25 protein-coding genes and 1 tRNA gene are annotated in these 25,069 nt (G+C 61.8%); 16 read left to right on the top strand and 10 right to left on the bottom strand.

From position 1 onward, the window contains the following. The first annotated feature begins 34 nt into the window (after positions 1-34). A complete protein-coding gene (locus tag V1289_RS02765; RefSeq protein ID WP_334395526.1) occupies positions 35-406 on the top strand; it encodes a winged helix-turn-helix transcriptional regulator in 372 nt (123 codons plus the stop codon). Between the two features lie 61 nt (positions 407-467). On the opposite strand, the gene fabF is transcribed toward V1289_RS02765, so the two are convergent. Further along, complete coding sequence (fabF, locus tag V1289_RS02770; protein WP_334395527.1) at positions 468-1,730, bottom strand: beta-ketoacyl-ACP synthase II; 1,263 nt, start codon at positions 1,728-1,730, stop codon at positions 468-470. 182 nt (positions 1,731-1,912) lie between these two features. Beyond that, entirely contained in the window at positions 1,913-2,248 is a 336-nt protein-coding gene (gene grxD, locus V1289_RS02775; RefSeq protein ID WP_334395528.1) for a Grx4 family monothiol glutaredoxin, read from the bottom strand. Positions 2,249-2,697: 449 nt separating this feature from the next. Here grxD and V1289_RS02780 point away from each other — a divergent pair, with 449 nt between their 5' ends. The 4 genes from V1289_RS02780 to V1289_RS02795 all read left to right on the top strand — a co-directional run bounded on the left by V1289_RS02780 (position 2,698) and on the right by V1289_RS02795 (position 5,840). Then, entirely contained in the window at positions 2,698-2,841 is a 144-nt protein-coding gene (locus V1289_RS02780) for a hypothetical protein (protein WP_334395529.1), read from the top strand. A 211-nt stretch (positions 2,842-3,052) separates the two neighbouring features. Beyond that, positions 3,053-3,409 carry a hypothetical protein gene (locus tag V1289_RS02785; protein WP_334395530.1) on the top strand — a complete coding sequence of 119 codons (357 nt, stop codon included), beginning with the start codon at positions 3,053-3,055 and terminating at the stop codon, positions 3,407-3,409. 566 nt (positions 3,410-3,975) lie between these two features. After that, the gene (locus V1289_RS02790; RefSeq protein ID WP_334395531.1) at positions 3,976-4,716 is read left to right on the top strand and encodes a hypothetical protein; all 741 of its coding nucleotides are present in this window, start codon (positions 3,976-3,978) and stop codon (positions 4,714-4,716) included. A 557-nt stretch (positions 4,717-5,273) separates the two neighbouring features. Further along, positions 5,274-5,840, top strand: coding sequence for an integrase core domain-containing protein (locus tag V1289_RS02795; protein WP_334395532.1), 567 nt, complete (start codon positions 5,274-5,276; stop codon positions 5,838-5,840). Between the two features lie 11 nt (positions 5,841-5,851). On the opposite strand, the gene V1289_RS02800 is transcribed toward V1289_RS02795, so the two are convergent. Both V1289_RS02800 and V1289_RS02805 read right to left on the bottom strand, forming a co-directional pair. Further along, positions 5,852-7,927 carry a recombinase family protein gene (locus V1289_RS02800; RefSeq protein ID WP_334395533.1) on the bottom strand — a complete coding sequence of 692 codons (2,076 nt, stop codon included), beginning with the start codon at positions 7,925-7,927 and terminating at the stop codon, positions 5,852-5,854. Beyond that, positions 7,917-8,132 (bottom strand): hypothetical protein, encoded by a 216-nt coding sequence (locus V1289_RS02805; protein ID WP_334395534.1) that lies wholly within the window; start codon positions 8,130-8,132, stop codon positions 7,917-7,919. The genes V1289_RS02800 and V1289_RS02805 overlap by 11 nt, the downstream gene beginning before the upstream one ends. A 667-nt stretch (positions 8,133-8,799) precedes the next feature. Here V1289_RS02805 and V1289_RS02810 point away from each other — a divergent pair. The 3 genes from V1289_RS02810 (at position 8,800) to V1289_RS02820 (ending at position 10,064) form a co-directional block, all read left to right on the top strand. Next, positions 8,800-8,886, top strand: a tRNA-Leu gene (locus tag V1289_RS02810). A 217-nt stretch (positions 8,887-9,103) separates the two neighbouring features. Beyond that, positions 9,104-9,655 (top strand): TMEM175 family protein, encoded by a 552-nt coding sequence (locus V1289_RS02815; RefSeq protein ID WP_334407241.1) that lies wholly within the window; start codon positions 9,104-9,106, stop codon positions 9,653-9,655. Positions 9,656-9,890: 235 nt separating this feature from the next. Further along, positions 9,891-10,064, top strand: a complete 174-nt coding sequence (locus V1289_RS02820; protein ID WP_334395535.1) for a hypothetical protein — start codon at positions 9,891-9,893, stop codon at positions 10,062-10,064. A 113-nt stretch (positions 10,065-10,177) separates the two neighbouring features. On the opposite strand, the gene V1289_RS02825 is transcribed toward V1289_RS02820, so the two are convergent. Both V1289_RS02825 and V1289_RS02830 read right to left on the bottom strand, forming a co-directional pair. Further along, on the bottom strand, positions 10,178-10,483 hold the full coding sequence (locus V1289_RS02825; protein ID WP_334395536.1) for a hypothetical protein: 306 nt from the start codon (positions 10,481-10,483) through the stop codon (positions 10,178-10,180). Then, positions 10,480-12,747, bottom strand: a complete 2,268-nt coding sequence (locus V1289_RS02830) for a family 16 glycoside hydrolase (RefSeq protein WP_334395537.1) — start codon at positions 12,745-12,747, stop codon at positions 10,480-10,482. The genes V1289_RS02825 and V1289_RS02830 overlap by 4 nt, the downstream gene beginning before the upstream one ends. Positions 12,748-13,546: 799 nt before the next feature. Here V1289_RS02830 and V1289_RS02835 point away from each other — a divergent pair. The 3 genes from V1289_RS02835 (at position 13,547) to V1289_RS02845 (ending at position 14,809) form a co-directional block, all read left to right on the top strand. Next, entirely contained in the window at positions 13,547-13,783 is a 237-nt protein-coding gene (locus V1289_RS02835) for a PepSY domain-containing protein (RefSeq protein ID WP_334395538.1), read from the top strand. 163 nt (positions 13,784-13,946) lie between these two features. After that, complete coding sequence (locus V1289_RS02840; protein ID WP_334395539.1) at positions 13,947-14,378, top strand: alpha/beta fold hydrolase; 432 nt, start codon at positions 13,947-13,949, stop codon at positions 14,376-14,378. Then, positions 14,375-14,809, top strand: a complete 435-nt coding sequence (locus V1289_RS02845; protein WP_334395540.1) for an alpha/beta fold hydrolase — start codon at positions 14,375-14,377, stop codon at positions 14,807-14,809. Before V1289_RS02840 ends, V1289_RS02845 begins: the two co-directional genes overlap by 4 nt. Before the next feature lie 47 nt (positions 14,810-14,856). Here V1289_RS02845 and V1289_RS02850 read toward each other — a convergent pair whose 3' ends face one another. The 4 genes from V1289_RS02850 to V1289_RS02865 form a co-directional block, all read right to left on the bottom strand. Further along, entirely contained in the window at positions 14,857-15,516 is a 660-nt protein-coding gene (locus tag V1289_RS02850) for a glutathione S-transferase family protein (protein WP_334395541.1), read from the bottom strand. Between the two features lie 29 nt (positions 15,517-15,545). Further along, positions 15,546-16,031, bottom strand: coding sequence for an SRPBCC family protein (locus V1289_RS02855; RefSeq protein WP_334395542.1), 486 nt, complete (start codon positions 16,029-16,031; stop codon positions 15,546-15,548). Beyond that, positions 16,028-16,351 (bottom strand): ArsR/SmtB family transcription factor, encoded by a 324-nt coding sequence (locus tag V1289_RS02860; protein ID WP_309177904.1) that lies wholly within the window; start codon positions 16,349-16,351, stop codon positions 16,028-16,030. The genes V1289_RS02855 and V1289_RS02860 overlap by 4 nt, the downstream gene beginning before the upstream one ends. Positions 16,352-16,514: 163 nt before the next feature. Then, on the bottom strand, positions 16,515-18,119 hold the full coding sequence (locus tag V1289_RS02865; protein ID WP_334395543.1) for an ABC transporter substrate-binding protein: 1,605 nt from the start codon (positions 18,117-18,119) through the stop codon (positions 16,515-16,517). 266 nt (positions 18,120-18,385) lie between these two features. Between V1289_RS02865 and V1289_RS02870 the strand changes: the two genes are divergently transcribed. The 5 genes from V1289_RS02870 to V1289_RS02890 all read left to right on the top strand — a co-directional run bounded on the left by V1289_RS02870 (position 18,386) and on the right by V1289_RS02890 (position 25,069). Beyond that, positions 18,386-19,519, top strand: a complete 1,134-nt coding sequence (locus V1289_RS02870; protein ID WP_334395544.1) for a M20/M25/M40 family metallo-hydrolase — start codon at positions 18,386-18,388, stop codon at positions 19,517-19,519. A gap of 252 nt (positions 19,520-19,771) precedes the next feature. Continuing rightward, positions 19,772-20,713, top strand: a complete 942-nt coding sequence (locus V1289_RS02875; protein WP_074275140.1) for an ABC transporter permease — start codon at positions 19,772-19,774, stop codon at positions 20,711-20,713. Between the two features lie 14 nt (positions 20,714-20,727). After that, positions 20,728-21,618, top strand: a complete 891-nt coding sequence (locus V1289_RS02880; RefSeq protein WP_309177907.1) for an ABC transporter permease — start codon at positions 20,728-20,730, stop codon at positions 21,616-21,618. Positions 21,619-21,763: 145 nt separating this feature from the next. After that, the gene (locus tag V1289_RS02885; RefSeq protein WP_334395545.1) at positions 21,764-23,407 is read left to right on the top strand and encodes an ABC transporter ATP-binding protein; all 1,644 of its coding nucleotides are present in this window, start codon (positions 21,764-21,766) and stop codon (positions 23,405-23,407) included. 138 nt (positions 23,408-23,545) lie between these two features. Further along, entirely contained in the window at positions 23,546-25,069 is a 1,524-nt protein-coding gene (locus V1289_RS02890; RefSeq protein WP_334395546.1) for a M81 family metallopeptidase, read from the top strand.

Here is a 25,069-nt window from a genome sequence, read left to right on the forward strand (position 1 = left end):
TCCAACGAGAGGCAACGACGCGGGGAGAGGGCCGATGAAGTGGAACGCCTTGGCCGGGCAATCCTCGTCACTGTGCAAAGCATTGTCGGTGATCGGGGACCGTTGGACCCTCCTGATACTGAATCAGTGTTTCCTCCGGCTTCGCAGATATGGAGAAATCCAGTCTTCGCTGGGCTTGTCGAAACCGCTGCTCGCCGCGAGGCTGAAGAAAATGGTCCGCCTTGGGGTGCTGAAGAAAGTGTCTTCGCGGAAGTCGGCGCGAGTTCACGAATATCTCCTGACCGAAAAAGGCCGCCAGCTCTATCCCGTCCTGCTGGCCCTCGTAAAATGGGGAAATGCCTTGGCCGAAGAGGAAGCCCAGCCCTCGATCCACGAGCACGTTCCATGCGGCCGGCAGCGCGAGTGACCGCGCTCATACCGCTGAGGCATATGTATCCCCTACTCCGTTTTCCAAAGAATTGACGTTCTTACATCTTCCGCAACACCACGCTCGCGTTGACGCCGCCGAAGCCGAATCCGTTTGAAAGCACGTGATCGATTTTCATCGCGCGGGCGCTGCCGCGGACTAGATCGATGCCCTCCGAGGAGGGATCGGGATTGTCGAGGTTGAGCGTTTCCGGCGCAATCTGATCGCGTAGCGCGAGGATCGCGAAGATTGCCTCCAGGCCGCCGGCGGCGCCAAGCAGATGGCCGGTGGCGGACTTGGTTGAGCTGACGGCGACGCCGCCATTGGTGCCGAAGATGGTCTTGATCGCTTCCAGCTCGCCGTGATCGCCGACGGGGGTCGAAGTCGCGTGCGCGTTGAGATGCTGGATGTCGCGCGCGGAAATTCCCGCCTGCTGCAAGGCCATTTGCATCGCCCGCTTAGCGCCATCCCCGTCTTCGCGCCCGGCGGTCATGTGAAACGCGTCTGATGTGGTGCCGTAGCCGATCACTTCTGCGATCGGCCCCGCACCCCGCGCCTGCGCGTGATCGAGCGCCTCGATCACTACGACGCCGGCGCCTTCGCCCATTACGAATCCGTCGCGGTCGCGGTCGAACGGCCGCGACGCGCGCTCCGGCATGTCGTTGAAGCCCGACGAAAGTGCGCGCGCTGCCGCGAAGCCACCAAGGCTGACCCGATCAATGCAGGCTTCTGCGCCGCCGCAGATCGCGATGTCGGCCTCACCCGCACGGATTAGACGCGCGGCGTCGCCGATCGCCTGTACGCTCGCGGCGCAAGCGGTCACCGGCGCGCCGATCGCGCCCTCGAATCCGTAGCGGATGGAAATATGACCGGCGGCAAGGTTGACGAGAAACGACGGCACTGTGAAGGGGGAGAGCCGACGAATGCCTTTGATGTCGGTCGTGCGGACGGCGTCTGCGATCGCCGGAAATCCGCCGATACCCGACGCGATCACAGTTGCGGTGCGCTGGCGCGATCGCACGTCCTCCGGCTTCCAATTGGCTTGCGCGATCGCTTCATCCGCCGCCAGGAGCGCAAATAAGATGAAGCGATCCATTTTGCGTTGGTCCTTGCGCGGGCCGACACGATCCGGATCGAAGCCGCCTTCGGGATCCACCGCGACGTCGGGGACCTGGCCGCCGACCTTTGCACTCAGGTCGGCCGTTATCGCCTCGGGCAGCGTGCGAATGCCGGACCGCCCCGCGAGCAGGCGCGACCAATTGGTCTCCACCCCGCAGCCCAGCGGCGACACCGCTCCCATCCCCGTCACAACTATTCGGCGCATCTTCTATCCAGTCTCGATCTGTGCGCTAACGTGTCTGACGTGGCAGCGCCAACTAGGATTGGCGAACTTCCTTGTCACCGCATCTGCCCGGATTCTCGCAAAACGGGCGGCATCGGGGTCGCTAATGAACGACATCACCACTGGTGATGCCGTTGACGGCAGTCCTCAATAAAATTGGACTATCAGTCCGCAGGCTGAAGGACGGAAAGTCCTTTTTTGATAAAAAGCTGCTGAAGCTCACCGGCCTGGAACATTTCGCGCACGATGTCGCATCCGCCGACGAATTCGCCCTTGACGTAGAGTTGCGGGATCGTGGGCCAGTTGGAGTAGATCTTGATGCCATCCCGCAGTTCGGCCGAGTCGTAAACATTGAGCGCCTTGTAAGCGACCCCGACATATTCGAGAATCTGGACCAGTCGACTCGAAAATCCGCACTGTGGAAATTGCGGCGTTCCTTTCATGAAGAGCACGACGCCGTTCGACCTTACTTCGTTCTCGATGAATTGTTCGATGCGCATGATCTCATCTCGTCCTTGTGTTGCGGGACGCAACGGCCCCTCTAATTACCAGAGCCTGGACCCGAAAACGCTTTCGCAGTGGAGGCCAACAATCGGTGTTGCCTCCATCTACATAGATGATAGTCATAATATAATACAATTGCAATTGGCTGGAACCCACTAATTATGTCAATCGACATCTTATTCGATCCCTCCTCATCAGCTTTGGGGGCGCCTATCCACTTTCGTGTGTGAGGGGATTGGTTTCGCTTGTCCGTCCGTTCTTGCTTGAGATATAGATGTTGATCATCATCTAATCGATGCAATCGCCAAATACGGTGGGTACGCTACGGACAGTTCTCGTGCGAATCGCGTTCGTCTGTCCGCGCCAGGACGCCGTTTCTACTCAGCTTACGGGAGCGAACATGCGAACAGTGGAGACGCCATCGGCCATCGGCACAGGATGGCGAATGACCCTGAGCCAACTTTACCGAACGATCGCGGCGGTTGAGACGTCTCCCATGGAGATTCTCTATGATCGGGTCTTGCAACTTGAACAGGAAGTGTCTGCGCTCAAGCGCAATTTGCTGATCGGCTCTGTAGGCCACGAGTGAATCGACTGGAGCCAGCAATAACTGCAGCAGCGCGGCGCGACGGTCTTCGGATAGGCGTCTTCATCGTGCACCAGCTTATCGGAATCCTGGGACACCGCTTCGACTTCGCTTCCGCGCCTCCTAAGGATCCCGAATTTCCATTTTCGCGATCCGAGCCGAATGAAGGTGATGTAGGCGGCGCCTTTCTCTACAGCAGCGCGAAAGGTAATCGATGGTTGTGTGGATCAGATCGTTAGCCGTCTTTGCGGCCATCTTGCTGGCCTTTCAGTCAGCGCACGCCCGTGATCGCGACGGCAAATATACCAATTCGCCACTTCACGAATGGTTTGAACAACTGGCCAGCAAAAAGGGCCGATGCTGTTCGGACGCCGATGGTCGGGCGCTCTCGGACCTCGATTGGGAATCACATGACGGTCACTATCGCGTTCAGATCGATGGCGAATGGGTAAACGTCCCCGAGGATGCCGTTGTAACAGAGCCAAATCGTGCGGGGCGGACAATGGTTTGGCCTACCTGGTTGGACGGGCACCCTCAAATTCTCTGCTTCATGCCGGGGAGCATGACCTAGAGATTTCCATAGTTCAATGACGAGATCGAGATTGATAACGCGGGAGGCTCGGGTTGAACATACAGTCGAACTCGGATGCACAATCGCTGGCATCTTCGATTTCCTCCGATTATGCGGCAATGGAATCGTCGATCGCCTTCTCGATCGGAATCGGACTGAACCGATCCCTTCGGAGCCGTTTGAGAGCGCTCGCCGGTGCATCGGAAAGTCAACCGATCTTCGTGCGCCACATGCAGACAAGTGCATGGATCGAGATCGATCCTAAGGGATCGGTTGCCGTGCGCCGCCAAAAGCCTGAAGGGTTGCCTTCGATCGACCTTGGGCAAGCGGTGACGCGCGAACCGGCGCTCGGCGATGCGGTTTACGCGGCATCGGCGGAAACGAGGGCCCTCAGAAGGGCGTGGAAGCTGATGGAGCCCTTGGTCCACGGATGGGGTTTGCCGTCGCGGCAGCAGTTCGGCCGTTTGATCGAATGGTCTCCCGTGCTTGAGCATCTCGCCTATCGATGTGCGACTAGGATGAGTAGCCTAGTGGACACGATCAGGTACGACATACTCGGGTCCAAAATGAACGAGGCCAGATTTGCCCAATATTGGATGGCGATGCACGCCATGGGCAACACGATACTTCTGTCGTCGGCGCCGGAGGCCAACCCTTGGCTGTCGGATATGGCGAAGCGCATACAGTGGGTCTCGTGGACGCCCACGTTCCCTCTGCTGCGCGAACGGACGCTGTGGCTGGCGGCCTGCGCCGCCCGTTCGGCGATAGCGTTCGGAATTGACGTCGTGGAAAAGTATCTGCGGGTGGTCTCCCACGCGACGCACCCGGTCAGAGTGTTCGACGCCTTATACGGACTTTCCGCGATAGCCCTGGAGGACGCGGATGCAGCCAGAACCGTCCTTGCCGAACTCCGTTCGCTCAGGGACGCGTTGAAGCGCCGATATCTCGAACACCTGCCCTTGATCGAGGCCGCGTTCTCGGGAGCGATAGAGACGATCTCGGAACCTGATTTCAAATTGAACGATTCCGATTGGGAAATAAGACTCCTCGGATGGCAGAGGACGTCAGAGTGGGGTTTGGCGACACCTGGTGCACTACGCGCCGACCCGACGACCATCCTTTCGTCGGGACGCTATCTTGGACTGGCGGTTCTGCCGTTCGTGATCAGCACTCCGGTGCGCGATTTCTACCCTGCCAAGCGCGACGGGACCCGGACGCTCGATATCTCCGTCAGCGAGATAGCAGAAACGGTCTTTCGCGCCTGGGGCTCGGCCGAGCGTCCTTCGTCACGTTTGACCCTTCACTGACGTACGGTCCGCACAAAGCCTGTCGGCGAACGAAAGACCTACGGCGCGAGCTTAAGCACCAGCCATATTTCCGAAGAGGTGCCCTGTTTTCGTCGTCACTTCTCCAACGTGCGATGATAGCAGGTTGGTTGCGGGTGATTTGGGCATACGAAGCCAAACCTGTGTACCGAGAACCTTATCCGAGTTGATGACGTATTGGAATCGCCTAAGCTGGTGGAATGATCGGGCTGTTCTGTTTCGCTCTGACCGTGCTGGCCTCGCCGTTCAAGTCGAAGTTACGGCTTGAAGCTGAGAACGCGGTACTTCGACATCAGTTAATGGTCTTGACGCGTAGGCTCCATGGTCGCGTCCGGCTTACGAACAATGATTGCTGGTTCTTTATCCAGCTCTACCGCTGGGTTCCGTCGATCCTGCAGGTCCTCACGATCATCCGACCCGATACGCTCGTGCGTTGGCATCGGGCCGGCTTTCGCTGCTACTGGCGTTGGAAGTCGCGTCCACAGGGAGGGCGACCGCGGATCGACACGGAGTTGCGCGGATTGATCCGGCGGATGAGCATGGAAAATCCGCTTTGGGGCGCGCCACGCATCCACGGCGAACTGCTCAAGCTCGGGTTTGAGATCGCACAGTCGAGCGTCGCCAAGTACATGGTCAAACGACGGGGGCCACCCAGCCAGGAATGGCGAACCTTCTTGCGGAACCACGCGCCGGACATTGCCGCCATCGACCTGTTCGTCGTTCCAACCATCGGTTTCGACCTGCTCTATGCCTTCGTCATTGTCCGGCTCGGCCGCAGAGACCTCGTCTGGATCAACGTCACAGCAAATCCGACGGCAGAATGGGTTGCACGTCAGATAACGGAGGCGTTTCCTTGGGATGAGGCTCCGAGCTACCTCATCCGCGATCGGGACCGGATCTATGGCAGCGTCGTCACGCGCCGATTGCGCGCCATGGGCATCCGGGACAAGCCTACCGCACCAGCCTCGCCGTGGCAGAACGGCTTTGCCGAACGGCTGATCGGATCGATCCAGCGCGAGTGTTTGGACCACATCATTGTCCTAGGCGAGACACATCTGCGCCGGATCCTGAAATCTTATGCGGACTATTACAATCCTGTTTCATAACACCCATCCGTCTACGCGATTGAAGAGAAGAGGTTTTGCCGATCTGGATGCGATCCCGTGGGGTGATTGGGGTTCTGCCTCGCGCGATGAACGATGCGCTGAGCGGCCGGTTCGCCGAGGGTTGATCGGCGGAAGAGCCACGGACCATCCGGCAGGGGATGCCCCGCTTCGATTTCGCCCGCTTCGGCGGCGAGCCTGAGCGTCTTCGGTGCAATTCCGAGCAAACCCGCCGCCTTGTTCAGATTGAGCCATGGCTCGTTCCCATCCGGCACCGGTCGAAAGACCGGGATCTTATGATGCGACCTGAGCGCGGTGACCCGCTCCCGTGTCCAGCGATTGCCGTGGCCGGTCACCAGGCCGTTCCGGTTGAGGATGCCGGCAATCAGATCATCATTGGCGATGAGAACCAGCTGGCGGATGGCGGCGAGCATGTCGGCGGAGATGCTGTTGCGCTGTCCGCGGCGACGCCTCGGCAGGCGCAGTTCGGTATGAACGCCGCCCATCCAATGGATCAGGAGAACGATCTCTGACGCTTCGTCATCGATATCGGCGACCACCTCGTGGATGACGGTGCGCACGATTCGCTTCTTGAGCCTCGCGTCGGTCGGCGGCGCCGACCAGACAGCCTTGAGATCAGCGGCCAGCGCGGCGACGTGTCCTGGCGAGCGTGATGGTTCCGATGTCGAGGCATCATGCGCGGCAATCCTGGTCTCGATCTCGCCTACACGTGTGAGCGCGCTGTTCCATCGCAACTCCAGTTCCGCCGCGATCAGCCGGTTCTGCGGATCGATGGCGTCATACTGTCGGAATGCCCGATCGGCGCGGTAGCGCGCCGCCTCGAGGTCGCGCGCCAGCGCATCACGAACCTGATCGCGGCGGCTGGCCGCTTGGGCTTCGGCCTCGACGGCCGCAGCTATCGCTGCCGGTTCGACAACCCGCAGAAGAGCTTCCTCGACGGCGTCGTCGACACGCAATCCTCCGAATGCGATGCAGCGTGGCTCGCCATTGTCGAGCGAACCCCGCCAACAGGAATAGCGCGGAATGTTATGCTTGGTGCCTGTGTAGCGGACCATCAGCTTGCGTCCGCAACGCCGGCAGCGGACAAGGCCGGCGAGCAAAGCGTCGCCGTGCTTCGGCGCTCCGTGATGTCGGCCTGTGGGCAAGTTGTCGCTCACCATCTTGCGGATCGCCTCCGACCGCTCCCAGCTGACGTAACCCTCATGGACGCCTGGGATCAGCGCCAGCCATTCGGCTCGCGCCTTACGACGGCTCCTGGGTCGGATCACGCCTGCGGCTGCATCATATCCTGTCGCGACACGACTCTTACCATAGGCGTAGGCGCCGCCGTAGATCGGGTTCTCGATCATCCGGTGGATGGTGGTATAGTGCGGCCTGCGCCAGACCACGTCACCATTATGGCGCTTGGCGGGCAAGTCCAGCCCATGCTCGATGAACCAGAGCAGGGCTTGCCGGACACTGCCGAGTTCGGCCACCTTGTCGAAGACGAGGATGATGGCCTCCTGGACACGGCGATCGGGATCCTTCTCGAGCCTGTCGCCGACCTTCACGAAGCCGACCGGGGCAGCGACGATGAGTTCGCCGCGCCGGGCCTTCTCATAGCGGGCCGACAGCGAACGCTGGCGCAGAAGATCGAGCTCGTACTCGTTGAGGCTGCCCTTCAATCCCAGCAACAGCCGGTCGTTGCCCTGACGCGGCGCATAGACCGTCTCCTGATCGATCAGCACGGTATCGACGACGCGGCACATCTCGATCAGCTGCTGCCAGTCACGGCTGTTGCGGGCGAAACGCGAGACTTCCCGCGCCGCGACCGCACCGACCTTGCCCAGGCAGACCTCGGCCACCATTCGATCAAAGCCGGCGCGCGCGACGCCGCCTGCCGCCGAGCGCCCGAGATCGTCATCGACCGTTTCGATGCGAGACCAGCCCAGCGCCGTCAGACGATCGCGCATCGCATATTGCAAGGCGCTGCTCTCGCGATTGTGGAGAACCTGATGGGCGGAGGACTGCCGTACATACAGGATCGCCTTTCGCTCCAGATGATGCGGCCTGATCTTCTCAGACATCATGACCCATCTCCTCCCGTCCCCGAGCGAGGTCGCCGTCGGCGTGGCCGAAGATCAGGCGGACCATCAGCTTCGTCAGCGTATGGCGCGTCTCGGCGGGCAACGCCTGCCATTGCGGCGTCTGCGCCGCGGCGGTGGGCGGATCGCAGAACAGATCGAACTGACGTGCATTGCTGTGAGGATGGCGGTGAGCGGTAGGCGGGCGCATGGACATCTCCCCGATTCGCGTCGTGAGAGCCCAATGCTGCGCTTGAATCCCGCAATTGCGATGGTGCGCCAGAAACCGACGTCACATCCTGCAGCAGCGTTGCCAAGGCGGTGAGCACCGCAAGCTCAACATAGGGAGTGGCGCCAACACGCCAGGTCGCGCGAGCCGCCCGATCGAACATCCAGGCCGGAATCTCCAGCCATCGCGCAGATGCCCGACCAGAGAGGCTGCAACGGAAAACCTCTCTGCCAGCCTTCTCAACCACCTCATGAATATGGACCAGGCAGCCGGCCCAAGGATGCCACGGATAAAGAAGCTCGTACTCCGCGATCCCGTGGGCGTTCCGTCGTCGTGTTGTACAACCGCTTCAGAACTCATCGATCCTTGAACAAGGATGCACCAGTGTCTCGCCCGGTTCAGCGAACCGGTGTGATCAGTTCACGCGCCGTCCTTGGCGGACTTCATCACCGCTACGCCCGTGTTTAAGTTTTCGGTACACACAGCGCGCACTACACCCGGCACGTCGACGCCGAGAACAACGTCATCCGCGCCTTCACACGGATAAAGGACAAGGCGTGAACCTGTTTTGCACGATTTTGGAAAACCGGTTCCGACTCTCGGAAAACATCGGTTGCCTGATGGCGAAAAACCGTTATGAAACAACGGCGCGGACGTGGCGGAACTGGTAGACGCAAGGGACTTAAAATCCCTCGATGGCAACGTCGTGTGGGTTCGAGTCCCACCGCCCGCACCAGCCTTCGCTCACGTGCGAACAAGGCTGCCGCGCCGAAGCCTGTTGGCGGAGGCGGGCTTGTGTCTGCGAGCTACGGCTGGCAAGCCACATCGCCCTCACCGGCTACGCGTGGCGCAGCCACGCCAGACCGAGGCGCTCTTCCGGCGCAGCTTGGGCGCAGCGAAGACGGATGGCGCGAAGCGAAGGAGCGAGCTTGCAGCAGATCGGTCTTTTTGAAATGCGCCGGCTGGAGGCGTTGAGCAACACCATCTTCGGCGTAGCGATGACGCTGCTGGCCTATGATCTGCCGAAGGCGAGTGTGTTCACCAAAGCGCCCGCCTGGATCGACCTGGTCCGTGCCTACGCGCAACCTCTCATCGCGCTGATGATAAGCTTCATCGTCGCGGGCCTGTTCTGGTTCAGCCATCACCGGCGGCTCGCGGTGGCGCCCGAAGGCAGCCGGGGCGAAGTCTTCCTCAACCTGATCTTTCTGGTGTCGATCATCATCCTTCCCGTCACGAATGGCCTTTACGGAGCCTATCGGCTCGACGGCGTCGTCGCCGTGATTTACGGCGGCCATCTGACGGTCATCGCTGCCCTGAACGCGCTGCTGTGGCTTCTCGCCCTCCGAGGCCGCGGCCATCCCGAATTGCTGGCAACCGCGATCTTTCCCGTGTTCGTATTCGTGCTGGGTACGGTTGTCGCCACCATCGCTCCACTCGTTGCGCAATTCATATGGTGCCTGGCATTTGGCGCGCCCTTGGCCGGCTGGCTGGCGGCGCGCCGTTAGCGGCTCCCGCAGGTAACAACCTCCGCCGGTCGGCGCCGCGGCGCGCAGCGAAGCGCGGTGTAACGACGCCGGCGCCGACCGTTGCTGCCCGCTTGCGGGGTTGCCTCACATTTTCGCGAATGTAGCCGAGTTCACAATCTGCGACGGTGCTGAGACATAATCTGTGCCCGCCTGAAACCACGACGGCGTTTTTGCGGCCGTCAAATCCCAAGATCTGCCTGTTGGAGATGAGACGATGGCAATTGCAGAGCACAATCATTTTGCAATCGAAAAAATCCGGAATCGTGACGCATCGATCGTTCTGGGCTACCTGATCTTGTCGATCATTTTCCTGGTCGCGCTGTATTCAGCATCGATGTCGCCCGGAACAGCTTCCGGCGATTTCGCCTCGATGGTCGCCTTTCCGTAGCGCAGTTGCCGGCCGCCCACGCGGCGGAGCTCGATTTTGCTTCCGATCGGGTGCTGGCCCGGCCGGGCGCAGCGCTCTGACCTTTGACAACACCACGGCCCCGTTCGCCGGTATCACGATCGGCGCCGACGTCGCAAATCCGTGCAGCGCCCTGCCCTCCGCAACAACACCGCCGCCATTACCGGCGACCTGCGGATTGGGCCAGTGGTCAAAGACATCGCTGTTGAAGCGCTCTTTCCTGAAGCCGTGAGCCGAAACTCCCGAGCCGGCAGCCCCTGGAGAAACTGATCGGCCTCATGAATGATCTTCACAGTCAAGGCATTGCCATCGGTAGCCGAGATCCACGGAAGCCAGAGCCCGAATGTAACGGTGCCGTTCGTCTCGACGGCGCCCAGCAATCCGAGCGGCATCAGGTTCATGAGGTCACGATGCCTTTCCATTGAATGTTGCGGAAGAGAACACGGCCGGTATGCGTCTGTAGTCCGATGAATCGAGGGTCCTGGGGACTTGACGGAAGTCCGCGACGCGGAGACTGCGGATCGCCCGTGAAATGGAAAAGATTTACCGTCTGTCCGTTCAGAGCAACCCTGACGTCAGCGCCATCGACGGTGATCTCATAGTCATTCCATTCTCCTACCGGATACACGATCAGCGGACCGTCAGTCGGGCCCTTGAAGGAGTAGATGGCACCGGTTCTGTGGATCGGCGCATTGTCTGGACGGGCCAACTGGTCGATCTGTATCTCGAAGCCGAAGTTGACGCCGACGTAGGCGGTGTTGTCGTAGCCTTCGTGCCTCGGGTCCGGGAAGCCGATAAATGCTCCCGAATTGTCGTCGGGTGCCGTCATCATCCACTGCAGCCGCAATACATAGCTGGCGGGCGTCGGTCGCGTAAGCCAGAGAAGGCCGAGATCCGTCCCGACCCGTCCCTCCAACACCCCCCGTCGAACCCAAAAGGAGCCGGGGTCGTCTCGCCCAGGTTGGTTGCTGATCGTCGACATCGTCCAGTCGCCGAGCGAGATGCCGTCGAACAAGCTTTCGAAACCCGCGTCTGCCGTGAAGGCCGGCGGGGCCATGATGAAGTCACCGGTGCGCCGCGACAGCGCGATGCCGGTGAGCATCGGGTTGGGTGAGCCGATGCTCGGGAAAAGCGCGGGCCCGGCCGCGTACAGATTATCGGTATGATGGAAACGACCCTGATGATCCGTAACGCTTCGCGTCGGATCAGTTCCCATCCAGAGCGTTCCGGCTTCATGATGCGTGGTTCCCAATCCGTCGCGATTGGTTTGGATGACCTGCATGGGCTGCCCGTTGGCGAATATTGCCGCCACCTTCTGCATGGCCGCATCCATGGCGTTCCAGAGTTCCTGATCGCGTGGGGTCTGTGTGAGCAAGACGGATGCGCGACGGACTCCGTATTCGTCCGTTCGGGTACTCAACTCGACACGACTTGGATGTGCGCCGGCGTTCGCGGGATCGGCGGGCTCCATTTCCCCAAGGCCGCGGATCGCGATCGCCACGTGAGTATCCGTCGAGGTGCGCAGTTGGTCGTAGAAGTCGACATCGGGAACTTTGCGGTAGAGTTCGTCCTCGGCACCGACGGTGTTACCGCCTCCGCTCGCCGAGATCTGAAGGTGGAATCGGCCGAGCAAATCACCGTTTTGCCGCGTAGCGCGCCCCTTTACGAACAGCGCCGCCGTTTGTAGGTCGTTCGCCGCGGCCGAGAGGCCCGATATCGCCGCCCGGGGCACGCGGATGACGAGGTTCGAGCGAAGATGCGCTATCAAGTTCTTGCCGATGAGCGGCAAGGTGGGAAGACCGGTCCCTTCAAACGAGGCCAGAGCCAGTCTCGCGTTTTCGATGGTACCGAGAGCGACGACGACGGTGCCGCCGGGTGCAAGGTCGACAGGCCCCTGGCTTGTATCGATGCCCGTGACCCGCCACGTGCCGGCGGCAGTCGGAACGGTCCGTAGCGACAGCACATGAGTGTCCGGCAGAATCATGAATTCCTTGGCGGTATCGTTGCCGTTCGAATCGCTTGCAGCGGTTCGGGCGGCCTTCGTCAAGAGCGGCACCACGCTGAATTTGTTCAGCGGGAAAAAACCCGCGTGAGGAGGCCGCGCCTGGACCGCGAGTGGTGCCTCGAGCTTCAGAAGATTCAACAGGTCGGCTTGAGAAAGGCCACCGGTCGAGGTTAGACCGAGCAATTGCGCCGGATCGGAGCCCGGCTTGAGAAGTGGGGACGGCGGGAGGGCATTCAGGGAAAACACATTTGGGACGCTGGCAAGATTGTCGAAGAGCTGGCGTCGCAAGCCGTTCTGTAGCTCACCTGAAATGAAATCGTTCGCCTCATCGACACCGATCTGCCTTGAGCTTTCGTCGAAATATCTCCCGTTCAAATCGGCGACCGTGGTCGCGGGCCAAGTCGCCATCTCCTCGTTCAACAGCTGAGGGGACCACCCTCCCCAAAAAAGAGATCTACCTCCGAGCGTGTAGGCGAGCCCCTTGAACGGGATAGCCGACTTCCAGGGAATGCCCCAGACTTCGTTCTGCGGCTTCTCCGGTTGCGGCGCGTTTTCATTCAGAAAAAACGGGTTTTGCGGATCGGTAAAACCCTGGATCCCGGTGTTTTGTACGTGCTCCGGGACCGTGAACAGGCCAGCTTCGACGACCAGCGTGCGCAATCCACCACCCGCTTGTTTCTGACGGAACCAAAGGTGTTCCGCGATCGCGGAGCCGAAGGTTCCCCCGCCCACGATGATGAAGTCGAACGGACGCCCGCCTGCGGACTTCCACGCATCGACCTCCGTGAGGTTGTTGCACAGATAGCGGCCTTGGACGTCTTTGGTGAACGAGGTCCTCTCCGTAGTGGTAGGCATGGTCCGTCCTCCTGATACAATTCTCTAGCCAGAGCTCAGCCAAGAAAAAGAATTCAGGTCCGGGACCGTGATCCAAAAATTTCAACCCATCTTTCAAAAGGCTTGGATCAGACCCGATTAGCAACGGCGATGCAGAGAGACGCTTCTTCCCAGAGAAACCAATTCGAAGAAGCTATCCGTGTGCCTTGCGGAATGACATCACGATCTTCCTCAACCTAAAATGATCTAGTTCACAGAATGCTCTTACTTTGGGGGTGACGCAATGGCGTACACGAGGTCCCCAAATCAATATTGATAGGAGACGGATACGTCCGCTGCGGCTGGCCTGCTCCGCGAACGTCGGTTGGCCTATTTTGGGACTGCGAGCCTACCTATTGGCCTGACATCCCGCCCGGAATCGACGATTTTACGTCGCACGCGACGCCTTCGTGCAACGGATCGAGGATCCAGCTCTTGCTAACTTACTTTCACCGTGGCGGCGAACGTTGGCGACTAGGTAATCAGCACGTGACAGGGCCGCCTCGCAAACGGCGGAACCGTTGTCTCGAAGGGCAGTTGGTGCCGGAGCGTGATGTCGCAGTTCGCTTAACCAGGAGGACGGATCATGTCGACGCGAGCAATCTTTCAAATGGTCCTTTGGTGTCTGATGATATTTGGCATCTTCTCGCCTGCCCATGCCCTGACCCAGGAGGAGCTTGTAGCCAAACTTGAAGCCGCGGGCTATTCGCAAGTCCGGGACATCAAATCCACGGCCGAAGGTATCTCCGTCAAGGCGACGAAAGACGGTAAGGACATTTCTCTCGTCGTCGACAGCAGCGGCCAAGTCAAGGAGCGGAAGTAGACCATGCGCGAGTTCATCAGCTCGCGCATGGTCGTGGATCGAAGTCCCCAGCGTTCTGGGCGTAGATCTTTTTGCGGTGCTCTCGTTCGAGTATCTCGCTGCAACAGGTAGCGACCTCATTTCTGCGATGGACCAGCCGGGTGAGCCTATCTAAGATGTATCGATGCCGTCGCTCGAACAGATCACCATCGCTCCCGGCCTGACCTTCGACGCCCTCACCGCCGGCGAGCCTGGCGCACCGCTGGTGTTGCTGCTGCACGGCTTTGCAGAATCGATGCATTGCTGGCGCGCGCAGATTGGCGCCCTCGGTGATATGGGCTATCGCGCGATCGCGCCGAGCCAACGCGGCTATTCGCCGGGCGCGCGGCCGGATTCGAACGACACCGCCAACTATCATATCGACCGCCTGATGGACGACGCGATGGCGATCACGGCGGCCGCCGGCTACGGCGATGCGCGCTTTCATCTCGTCGGCCACGACTGGGGCGGCAGCATCGCGTGGGCGCTGGCCGATCGCCATCACGGGCGCGTGGCGTCGCTCACCATTCTCTCACGCCCGCACCCCAACGCGTTCAATCGCGCGCGCTGCAGATGATCGACGGCGATCAGGCGCAGCGCTCGCGGCATCACAAGGCGTTTCTCGAGCCGGACGCCGCCGATATCGTGCTCGCCGACGATGCCAAATGGCTGCGCGAGCGCCTGACGGCCAATGGCGTTCCCGCTGCCGCGATCGAGGCGCACCTCGCCGTGCTCGGCAACAAGGACGCGATGGAAGCCGTACTGGCCTGGTATCGCGCGCGCGGCGCGATCCGCGGTCCCCTCGGACCGATCCGCGTTCCCACGCTCTTCATCTGGGGCGATGCCGACGATACCGTCGGGCGTGTCGCCGCCGAAGGCACGGTGGACTTCATCGCGGCGCCCTATCGCTTCGAGGTTCTGCCCGGTGTTGGGCATTTCGCGGCGGATCAGGCGCCCGATCGGGTCTGCGAATTATTGCTGGAGCATGTGGCGGAACATCCGGCCTGACGATCAATCCAAAGCTGAGCAGCCCACGACGATCCCCGCCTGCTTTGTCAGGCCGCCCGGGCCATCCCGGCCACGCGCTCCCAGGTGGTTGCCTTCATGCTTGGCCGTGCCGCCATCCGCGCCAGCCAGGCGACGAGATTGGCATGCGGTGCGCCGAGGTCAGACCATTCCGGCGTGCCCGTGAAAAATTCCACCGCCGGAACGAGCATGAGATCCGCCAGCGATATGCTATCGCCCGCAAAGTAGTCTTGCCCGGCGAGAAGCCGCGCCAGTTCATCAAATACCGCGTGCGCCTTCGGCATCGCGGCTTCGATTGCCGCTTCGTCCGGTGTCAATCCCATCACGCGCGGGCCTACCACTCGATGAAAAATGATGACATTGCCGACACCGTGAAACAGATACCAGTCGTTGACATTCATCGCCTGGTCCATCCGCGCGGCGCGCCTGGGATCGGCGGGCGTAAGCAACGGCGTCGGCAGCACGCGGTCGAGATAACGCAGGATGGCCTGGGTCTCGTACAGGAGAAAGCCGTCATGTTCCAGCACCGGCACCCGGCCGAACGGATGCCGCGCCAGATGTTCGGGCGAACGGAACGTGCCCGGCGCCACCGGCGCGAGGCGATACGACGCGCCTTTCTCCTCCAGCGTCATCAACACCGCGCGTCCGAATGGACTGCCGGGTATGGAATGTACTGTAAATTCCGACATGACTGTCTCCTCTTCTGGACTGTTCACTTTCAAGCCTCGGTTTTGCCGAGTTCGGCCTGCTGCGCGAATCGCTGCATCAGGCCAGGCCAGCCGCCGTCGACGTCCCTGCGCATCGAAGCCCCGGCGTCCGCCCCCATCGTCTCGAACTTGTGGTGAAGCAGCTCGACATGGGTCGCGTCCGGCCCGTCGGCGGCAAAGCGAACGTCGACCTCCGATTTCATCGCGGCGTCAGGCTTCCACTGGGCGTTGACCTGCCACAGCATCACTAGCCGATGCGGCGGCTCCCACAGCGTGATCGTGGCGACGCTGGTCTCGGTGCCGTCCTCGGCTATTTCCAGCCAGCGGCCGCCGAGTTGCGGCTCCATCAACACCTTCTGAATCGGCTTCTTGCCGACGCCGTGATCGTACGGCCACCAGCGCGTCAGGCCGCTGGTGAAGACCTCGAACGCATGTTCGATCGGCGCCTTGACGCGAATGGTTTTGCGGACGGGCGCGATGATGGTCACCTGAGTCATTTCTTTCTCTTGGCGTCGATGTGGGACTTTTCCACTTCCGCCTTGAATGCGTCGAGTGCATTGCTCCAGAAACTGTCCAGCCATTCGCGCAATTCCACCAGGCCCTCGCGCCGAAGCGAGTAGATCCGGCGGACGCCCTCACTGCGCTCGTCGACCAGGCCCGCACCCTTCAGGACCTTTAGATGTTGCGACACCGCCGGCCGCGACACTGGCAACCCGGCGGCAATCGCATTCACCGGACGCGGTCCGGCGCGGAGGCGCTCGAATACCTCCCGCCGCGTCGGGTCCGCCAATACCATGAGCGCGCTTCCGTAAGCCATGACTAACGGTAAGCTATAGCTTACGCAATGTCAAGCACACGTTGATTTCGGTTCAGCAAACGAAAACGGCGCCGCTTGCAATGGCGGCGCCGTTCGAAATTCTTGCATAGAGGTGGGCCACGATCGCGGCTGATCAGGTGCAGGAGCGTTGTGCGTCCTCACCTCACTCCGACTTGTCGATGTTCCAGAAGATCGGCGTCGCCGGACCATCGAGCACGCCGGTCAGCGACTTCCGCCACACGCTCGGCGCCAGATATTGCCCGAGCGGGATGTAGATCACTTGCTCATAGGCTTCCTTCTGGATGTCGGCGGCGATCTTCTTCTGTTCGTCCGGCGAGGACGAGCGTGCAAAGGCGTCCTTCAGCTGTTCGATCTTGGCGTCCTCCGCCCAGCCGAACCAGCCGCCATTCTTGCCGCGGCCGCCGATCGAGAAGTTGGCGATCGGGTTCAACACGTCGGCAGCAACCCAGTTGGTGAAGAACATGTTCCAGCCACCTTCCTTCGGCGGCTTCTGGCTGGCGCGGCGGGTCACCACGGTCTGCCAGTCGGTGGCCTGCAGATCCACCTTGAAGCCGGCGTCGCGCAGCTGCTGCGCCGCCACCACCGGCTGCGCTTTCAGCGTCACGACATCGCCGGGCGCCATGATGACGATCGGCGTGCCGTCATAGCCGGATTCGGCCAGCGCCTTTTTCGCTGCCGCCATGCCGTTGCCCTTCACCAGCGTCTCCGAGCCTTCCTCGGTCGCCAGCGGCGTGCCGCAGACGAAGAACGCACCGCAGATCTTGTAATAGTCGGGATTGCCGACCAGCGCATCCAGCACATCCTTCTGATTGATCGCCAGGAGCGCAGCGCGGCGAACCTTGACGTTATCGAACGGCGGATAGAGGAAATTCATCCGGCCCAGCGTCTGAAAGCCGAACTTGTTCAGCGTTTCGATCTTCAAGTCCTTGCTGGCCGAGAGCACCGGTAGCAGATCGAAAGGGGGAGCCTCCATGAAGTCGATATCGCCGGATTGCAGCGCGTTCACCGCGGTCTGCGCATCCGCCATCGTGATCCATTCGACACGGTCGACCTTCACCACCTTGCCGCCGGCGGTCCAGCTCGCCGGTTCCTTGCGCGGCACATAGTCGGTGTTCTTTTCATAGACCGCCTTCACGCCCGGCTGGAATTCAGCCTGCACGAACTTGAAGGGACCGGATCCGATCTGCTCCTTGATCTGCTGGCCGGCAGGCGTCTCGGCCAGCCGCTTGGGCATCATGAAAGGGGTGTAGGATGACGGTTTTCCGATCGACTCCAGCACCAGGCCGTAGGGTTCTTTCAGCTTCAGCGTGATGGTCTTGGCATCGGTGGCCTCGATGCTGGCGGTAAAATCCATCAGCTTCTGGCCCATATTATCGACCCGGCCCCAGCGCTTGAGCGAGGCCGCGCAATCTTCCGCCGTCACCGGCGTGCCGTCATGCCACTTCAATCCGTCTCGCAAGGTGAACGTGTAGGTGAGCTTGTCATCGCTGACCTTCCAGTCCGCCATCTGCGGCTGGATCTTGAAGTTGGCGTCAGTGGCGAGCAGCGTGTCGTAGACCATGTAGCCGTGATCGCGCGTGATGTAGGCGGTGGTGAACAAGGGATCGATGACGCGCAGATCGGAATGCATCACGGCGGTGATGGTCCTGCCGGCGGCAAAGGCCTGCGACGTCAGCGCCGCCGAAAGCGCGGCAATGGATAACACCGACGCTAGCGCGGTACGTTTCCAACTAAAGGTTTGGAACATTCGTGTCTCTCCTGACGTGAAACTGGTCAAAGCCCGCTTACTGATTATGCATGAGGTTCGTTATTTAGGCGAACTAACATGCTGTAAGGCTTGCATATTCGAGACTTGCATCAAGCGTGTGGCGCGTCAATCCGGTTTTCATCGAGATCAGACGTACACAAACGAATGGTGCGGGCTCGGCTATTTGACTTTACAAATTCGCCGCCGGCGACTTTCGTAACTCCGCGCAAAGCTGACGTCGCCTGCTGCAACGAAGAGAGACATCCATGAATCCCGCCAATCTTCCGTTTGATTCCGAGACCATGCTGCAGGGGCTGCGCGGCTGGGTGGAATGTGAAAGCCCGACCTGGGATGCCGCCGCGGTCGAGCGCATGCTCGATCTCGCCGCGCGCGACATGGCGATCATGGGTGCGACCATCGAGCGCATCGCTGGACGCCAGGGTTTTGCCGGCTGCGTTCGCGCCCGCTTTCCGCATCCCAAACAAGGCGAGCCCGGCATCCTGATCGCGGGCCATCTCGATACCGTGCATCCCGTCGGCACCATCGAGAAGCTGAAATGGCGGCGCGAAGGCGGCAAATGTTTCGGCCCCGGCATCTTCGACATGAAGGGCGGCAATTACCTCACCCTGGAGGCGATCCGGCAATTGGCCCGTGCCGCCTTCACGACGCCGCTGCCGATCACCGTGCTGTTCACCCCCGACGAAGAAGTCGGCACGCCCTCCACCCGCGACATCATCGAGGCGGAGGCGGCGCGCAACAAATATGTGCTGGTGCCCGAACCGGGGCGGCCCAACAACGGCGTCGTCACCGGGCGTTACGCGATCGCGCGCTTTAATCTCGAAGCCGTCGGCAAGCCGAGCCATGCCGGCGCCACGCTTTCCTCGGGCCGCTCGGCGATCCGCGAAATGGCGCGGCAAATCATCGCCATCGACGGCATGACGACCGAGGACTGCACCTTCTCGGTCGGCATCGTGCATGGCGGCCAATGGGTCAATTGTGTCGCCACCACCTGCACCGGCGAAGCGCTGAGCATGGCCAAGCGGCAGGCCGATCTCGACCGCGGCGTCGAGCGCATGCTGGCGCTGTCCGGCAGCGCCAATGACGTGACGTTCAAGGTGACGCGCGGCGTCACCCGGCCGGTATGGGAGCCGGATGCCGGCACCCTGGCGCTGTATGAAAAGGCGCGCGGGCTGGCCAGGGACATGGGCTTTGATCTTCCCCATGGCAGCGCCGGCGGCGGCTCCGACGGCAATTTCACCGGCGCGATGGGGATACCCACGCTCGACGGGCTCGGCGTCCGCGGGGCCGATGCGCATACGCTCAACGAGCATATCGAGGTCGATAGCCTGGCCGAGCGCGGCCGGCTGATGGCCGGGCTGCTGGCGACGCTGGATGGATAGGACTCAAACTATCCGTCATGGCCGGGCCGTAGCCGTCCGAAGGACGGCGTCGCTTCCGCTCGCCTATGCCCGGCCATCCACGTCTTGCTTGCGGTGATAAGGACGTGGATGCCCGGGACGAAGCCCGGGCATGACGGGTATGTGCCCATCCTGGGCCCCGATGGCACGGGACTTGCTGAAATGCTATGCTGGCGGCGGAACCCGGGTCCAAGAGCGACGCTGCCCAAATCGCCCACAATCTAACGGATAAGAATGCTCGGATATCTGCTTCGCCGCATCCTCGCCGCCGTCCCCGTGATGGGCGTGGTCGCGCTGTTTGTGTTTCTCCTGCTGCGGCTGACGCCCGGCGATCCCGCCGCGATCCTGGCCGGCGACAATGCGACCCCCGAACAGCTCGAGCGCATCCGCACCTCGCTCGGCCTCAATGAGCCGTTGTACACCCAGTTCTTCACCTGGATCGGCAAGCTGCTGCATGGCGATCTCGGCGTATCCCTGATCTCGAACGTGCCGGTGCTGAAGATGATCAGCCAGCGCGTCGAACCGTCGATCTCGATCGCGCTGTCGACCATCATCCTTTCGATCCTGGTTGCCGTCCCGCTCGGCGTCATCGCGGCGTGGAAACACGGCACCTGGATCGACCGTTTCGTGATGGGATTGTCGGTGATCGGCTTTTCCGTCCCGGTGTTCGTGATCGGCTATGTGCTGATCCAGATATTTGCGATCGACCTGCACTGGGTTCCGGTGCAGGGCTTCAAGAGTATCTCGGCAGGCTTCGGTCCGTTCTTCGAGCGCATCATCCTGCCAACCTGTACGCTGTCCTTTATCTATGTCGCGCTGATCGCGCGCATGACACGCGCCTCGATGCTCGACGTGCTCGGCGAGGATTACGTCCGCACCGCCCGCGCCAAGGGCATCAACGAGACCGGCGTGCTGCTGCGCCACGCGCTGCGCAATGCCGCCGTGCCCGTGATCACCGTGATCGGGACAGGCTTCGCGCTGTTGATCTCGGGCGTCGTCGTCACCGAGAGCGTATTCAACCTGCCGGGCATCGGCCGCCTCACCGTCGATGCCGTGTTGGCGCGCGACTATCCGGTCATCCAAGCGATGATCCTGCTGACGTCGGGCATCTATGTCGCCGTCAATCTTCTGATCGACCTCGCCTACACCCTGCTTGATCCCAGAATCCGCTACTGAGGCTTTAGATACTGATGGCGATCGAAACCCTCCCCGAACCGTCGATTCCGATTACGACGCCGTTCCGGCCAAAGCTCGGATTTCTGACGGCGACGCCGATCATCGCGGTCGCGACGATCTGTTTGGCGCTCGTCATCGCAGCGTCGGTTCTGGCGCCGTGGCTGTCGCCGCACGATCCTCAGTTGCTGGCACCTTCGCTGCGGCTGAAGCCGTCCAGTGCCCAGTTCCTGCTCGGCACCGACGGCTATGGCCGCGACGTGTTGTCGCGAATTCTCTATGGCGGGCGGATTTCGCTGCTGATCGGCCTTGGCGCCGCCGTGTTCTCGATCGGCATCGGGCTTGTGATCGGCCTCGTCTCCGGCTTCTTCAAATGGATCGATGCCGTGATGATGCGCGTGATGGACGGGTTGATGGCGATGCCGAGCATCCTGCTTGCCATTGCCGTGGTGTCGCTGTCAGGCGCGAGCCTGATGACGGTGCTGGTCGCCATCACCATTCCCGAAATCCCGCGCGTCGCGCGGCTGGTGCGCTCGGTGGTGCTGTCGGCGCGCGAGGAGCCTTATGTGGAGGCCGCGATCTCGGTCGGCTCCAGCCTGCCAAAAATCATGTGGCGGCATCTGATGCCGAACACGATCGCACCATTGATCGTGCAAGGCACCTATGTAGCCGCGTCGGCCATTCTTACCGAGGCGATCCTGTCGTTCCTCGGCGCCGGCATTAATCCAGAGACGCCGACCTGGGGCAACATCATGGCCGAGGGACGCGCCTATTTTCAGATCAAGCCTTCGCTGATTTTCTGGCCGGGCCTGCTGCTGTCGATCGCGATCCTCAGCGTCAATCTGATCGGCGACGCCGCGCGCGACGCGCTCGATCCCCGCATGAAACAGCGGGAGAGCGGCAAGTGAATATTTACTCCGTCATTGCGAGGAGCGCAGCGACGAAGCAATCCATCTGTCCGTTCTGCGGCGCTATGGATTGCTTCGCGGAGCCTTTCATCGGGCGGCGCTTTGCGCCGACCCATTGGCTCGCAATGACGGCGGAGAGATCTGAATGACCAACATCGTTCTCGACATCGACAATCTCGTCGTTGGCCTCGGCAAGAAACCCGGCGGCAGCCGCATCATCGACGGCCTCTCGCTCAGGGTGAGCGAGGGCGAAACGCTGTGCCTGGTCGGCGAAAGCGGCTCGGGCAAGTCCGTGACCTCGCTGACGGTGATGGGGCTGTTGCAGAAGGGTGCGCTGGCCCCCTCCGGCGGCAGCGTCAAGCTGGTCGGCGAACAGCTGCTTGGCGCCAGCGACCGGCGCTTGCGGCAACTGCGCGCCACGACCATGGCGATGATCTTTCAGGAGCCGATGACCGCGCTCAACCCGGTCGTTCCGGTCGGCCTCCAGATCGACGAGGTGTTGCGCGTCCATACCGATCTCGACGCGCGGGCACGGCGCCAGAAGATCCTGGCGATGATGGAACAGGTGCGGCTGCCCGAGGTCGAGCGCATCTTTGCCTCCTACCCGCATCGGCTTTCCGGCGGCCAGCGCCAGCGCATCATGATCGCGATGGCACTGGTGCTGGAGCCGAAACTGTTGATCGCGGACGAGCCGACCACCGCGCTCGACGTCACGACGCAAAAGCAGATCCTGACCCTGATCCGCGACCTGCAACGCGAACACGGCACCGCGGTGCTGTTCATCACCCACGACATGGGGGTGGTCGCGGAGATCGCCGATCGGGTCGCGGTGATGCGCCACGGCCGGCTCGTCGAAACCGGCGCGCTCGACGCCATCCTGCGGGCGCCCACGATGGAATATACCCGCAATCTGTTGTCGGCGGTGCCGAGCCTGGTGCCGCGCGCGCCGCGCGAGGAGACCACCGAACCGGTGGTGCTGGAAGCCAACGAGCTCGGCAAGGTCTATCGCGAGCGCTCCTTCTTCGGCAAGGCGCGCGAGGTCGCCGCCGCCAAGGACGTGACGCTCACCTTGCGCAAGGGCCGCACGCTCGGCATCGTCGGCGAAAGCGGTTCCGGCAAATCGACGGTGGCGCGCTGCATCGTCCGCCTGATCGACCCGACTTCCGGCGGCGTGCGGCTTGCGGGACGGGAAATCTCCGACCTGTCGCGCCGGCTGTTGCAGCCGCACCGCAAGCGCATCCAGATCATCTTTCAGGATCCCTACCGCTCGCTCAATCCGCGCGTCACGATCGGCGAGACCATCGCCGAAGGCCCGATCAATTACGGCATGCCCCGCGCGGACGCGCTGGCGAAAGCCCGTGAGCTGCTCGAACTGGTCGATCTCCCGCCCGACGCGGTTTCGCGCTACCCGCACCAGTTCTCCGGCGGCCAGCGCCAGCGCATTGCGATTGCGCGCGCACTCGCGCTCGACCCGCATGTACTGGTGGCGGATGAAGCGGTCTCCGCGCTCGACGTCTCCGTGCAGGCGCAGGTGCTCGAACTGCTCGATGAAATCCAGATCCGGCTCGGCATCGCGCTGTTGTTCATCACCCATGACCTGCGCGTCGCGGCGCAGATCTGCGACGATGTTGCCGTGATGCAGCACGGCCGCATCGTGGAACAGGGACCGGCCGCGCAAGTCCTGACCCATCCGCAGCAGGCCTACACCCGCGCGCTGCTCGATGCCGCCCCCGGTCGCGGCTGGGATTTTGCCAATTTCCGGCCGGTGGCGGCGGTTGCAGCGGAGTGAGAAGCGCTCGCCGCTATCGCCGCCTGAACTAATCCTGACGCCCATGCGGCATGCAAAACGGGATTGCTTCACAGCTTGCGCTTCGCGCAATGACGGGGCTAACGTCGCGCGCATCTAACACAGGCTGAGACTTCATTGATGACCCGCATCGCCGTTGGCGGCTTTCTACACGAAACCAACACTTTTGCGCCAACGAAGGCGACGTATGACGATTTCGTCCATGGTGGCGGCTGGCCGGCGATGGCGCACGGTCCCGATGTCGTCAAAGTCATGCGCAAGATCAATGTCGGACTGGCTGGCTTTGTCGAAGCCGCCGAGGCCAATGGCTGGGAACTGGTTCCGACCATCTCCTGCGGCGCCAGTCCCTCTGCCCATGTCACGAAAGATGCCTATGAGCGCATCGTCGCGGAGATGGTCGGCGGCATCGCGGCGGCCGGCCCGCTGGATGCGGTCTATCTCGACCTGCACGGCGCGATGGTGACCGAGCACCTCGACGATGGCGAAGGCGAAATTCTCGCCCGCGTGCGCAAGGTAATCGGCAAGGAACTGCCGCTGGTCGTCAGTCTCGATTTGCACGCCAATGTGACGCCCGAAATGGTAGAACATGCGGATGCACTGATCGCCTATCGCACCTACCCGCACGTCGATATGGCCGACACCGGCCGCGCCTCCGCAAGGCATCTCGCGCTGATGCTGAAGACGAAGGCGCGCTTCGCAAAGGCCTTCCGGCAATTGCCTTTCCTGATTCCGATCAGCTGGCAATGCACCAACGATCAGCCGACCAAGGGCATTTACGAAAAACTGGCGGCACTGGAGAACGACGCGGTGCCGACGCTGTCCTTTGCGCCCGGTTTTCCGGCCGCCGATTTCAGGGATTGCGGACCGAGCATATTCGCCTATGGCAAGACCCAGGCCGATGCCGATGCGGCTGCCGACAAACTGGTCGCGCTGATCCAAGGCCATGAGGACGATTTCGATGGCCGTATCTTTACGCCCGACGAGGGCGTGCTTCACGCGATGGAGCTGGCCAGGACCGCGAGCAAGCCGATCATCATCGCCGACACCCAGGACAATCCCGGCGCCGGCGGCGATTCCGACACCACCGGCATGCTCCGCGCGCTGGTCCGCAACAAGGCGACGCGCGCGGCTCACGGCGTGATCTACGATCCGCAATCGGCCAGAGCGGCGCATGCAGCGGGCGTCGGCGCGACGGTGACGCTGGCGCTCGGGGGCAAGTCCGGCATTCCCGGCGACGCGCCGTACAAGGATGCCTTCGTCGTCGAAAAGCTGTCGGACGGACAATTCGTGGCGCCCGGTCCCTATTATGGCGGCCGCGACATGGACATGGGCCCATCGGCCTGCCTGCGGATCGGCGATGTCAGGGTGGTCGTGAGTTCGCACAAGGCGCAGCTCGCCGATCAGTCGATGTATCGCTATGTCGGCATCGAACCGACTGAGCAATCGATCCTGGTCAACAAGAGCTCGGTGCATTTCCGCGCCGATTTCGAACCGATCGCCGAACGGCTTCTGATCTGCGCCGCGCCGGGCGCGATGCCGGCCGATACCGCCTCGCTTCCCTGGACGCGGCTGCGTCCGGGCATCCGCATCAAGCCGAACGGCTCTCCCTTCGTTCCCACCGCCAAGTCAAGCTCAACCGGATAA

Origin of the sequence: Bradyrhizobium sp. AZCC 2289, from assembly GCF_036924615.1 — a bacterium.
Taxonomy (GTDB): domain Bacteria; phylum Pseudomonadota; class Alphaproteobacteria; order Rhizobiales; family Xanthobacteraceae; genus Bradyrhizobium.

Coding starts and splice junctions, on each gene's coding strand:
- V1289_RS02765 (WP_334395526.1), top strand. CDS start 35: ATGAAGTGGAACGCCTTGGCCGGGCAATCCTCGTCACTGTGCAAAGCA.
- fabF (WP_334395527.1), bottom strand. CDS start 1,730: ATGCGCCGAATAGTTGTGACGGGGATGGGAGCGGTGTCGCCGCTGGGC.
- grxD (WP_334395528.1), bottom strand. CDS start 2,248: ATGCGCATCGAACAATTCATCGAGAACGAAGTAAGGTCGAACGGCGTC.
- V1289_RS02780 (WP_334395529.1), top strand. CDS start 2,698: ATGACCCTGAGCCAACTTTACCGAACGATCGCGGCGGTTGAGACGTCT.
- V1289_RS02785 (WP_334395530.1), top strand. CDS start 3,053: ATGGTTGTGTGGATCAGATCGTTAGCCGTCTTTGCGGCCATCTTGCTG.
- V1289_RS02790 (WP_334395531.1), top strand. CDS start 3,976: ATGAACGAGGCCAGATTTGCCCAATATTGGATGGCGATGCACGCCATG.
- V1289_RS02795 (WP_334395532.1), top strand. CDS start 5,274: ATGGAAAATCCGCTTTGGGGCGCGCCACGCATCCACGGCGAACTGCTC.
- V1289_RS02800 (WP_334395533.1), bottom strand. CDS start 7,927: ATGATGTCTGAGAAGATCAGGCCGCATCATCTGGAGCGAAAGGCGATC.
- V1289_RS02805 (WP_334395534.1), bottom strand. CDS start 8,132: ATGCGCCCGCCTACCGCTCACCGCCATCCTCACAGCAATGCACGTCAG.
- V1289_RS02815 (WP_334407241.1), top strand. CDS start 9,104: ATGCGCCGGCTGGAGGCGTTGAGCAACACCATCTTCGGCGTAGCGATG.
- V1289_RS02820 (WP_334395535.1), top strand. CDS start 9,891: ATGGCAATTGCAGAGCACAATCATTTTGCAATCGAAAAAATCCGGAAT.
- V1289_RS02825 (WP_334395536.1), bottom strand. CDS start 10,483: ATGAACCTGATGCCGCTCGGATTGCTGGGCGCCGTCGAGACGAACGGC.
- V1289_RS02835 (WP_334395538.1), top strand. CDS start 13,547: ATGTCGACGCGAGCAATCTTTCAAATGGTCCTTTGGTGTCTGATGATA.
- V1289_RS02840 (WP_334395539.1), top strand. CDS start 13,947: ATGCCGTCGCTCGAACAGATCACCATCGCTCCCGGCCTGACCTTCGAC.
- V1289_RS02845 (WP_334395540.1), top strand. CDS start 14,375: ATGATCGACGGCGATCAGGCGCAGCGCTCGCGGCATCACAAGGCGTTT.
- V1289_RS02850 (WP_334395541.1), bottom strand. CDS start 15,516: ATGTCGGAATTTACAGTACATTCCATACCCGGCAGTCCATTCGGACGC.
- V1289_RS02855 (WP_334395542.1), bottom strand. CDS start 16,031: ATGACTCAGGTGACCATCATCGCGCCCGTCCGCAAAACCATTCGCGTC.
- V1289_RS02860 (WP_309177904.1), bottom strand. CDS start 16,351: ATGGCTTACGGAAGCGCGCTCATGGTATTGGCGGACCCGACGCGGCGG.
- V1289_RS02865 (WP_334395543.1), bottom strand. CDS start 18,119: ATGTTCCAAACCTTTAGTTGGAAACGTACCGCGCTAGCGTCGGTGTTA.
- V1289_RS02870 (WP_334395544.1), top strand. CDS start 18,386: ATGAATCCCGCCAATCTTCCGTTTGATTCCGAGACCATGCTGCAGGGG.
- V1289_RS02875 (WP_074275140.1), top strand. CDS start 19,772: ATGCTCGGATATCTGCTTCGCCGCATCCTCGCCGCCGTCCCCGTGATG.
- V1289_RS02880 (WP_309177907.1), top strand. CDS start 20,728: ATGGCGATCGAAACCCTCCCCGAACCGTCGATTCCGATTACGACGCCG.
- V1289_RS02885 (WP_334395545.1), top strand. CDS start 21,764: ATGACCAACATCGTTCTCGACATCGACAATCTCGTCGTTGGCCTCGGC.
- V1289_RS02890 (WP_334395546.1), top strand. CDS start 23,546: ATGACCCGCATCGCCGTTGGCGGCTTTCTACACGAAACCAACACTTTT.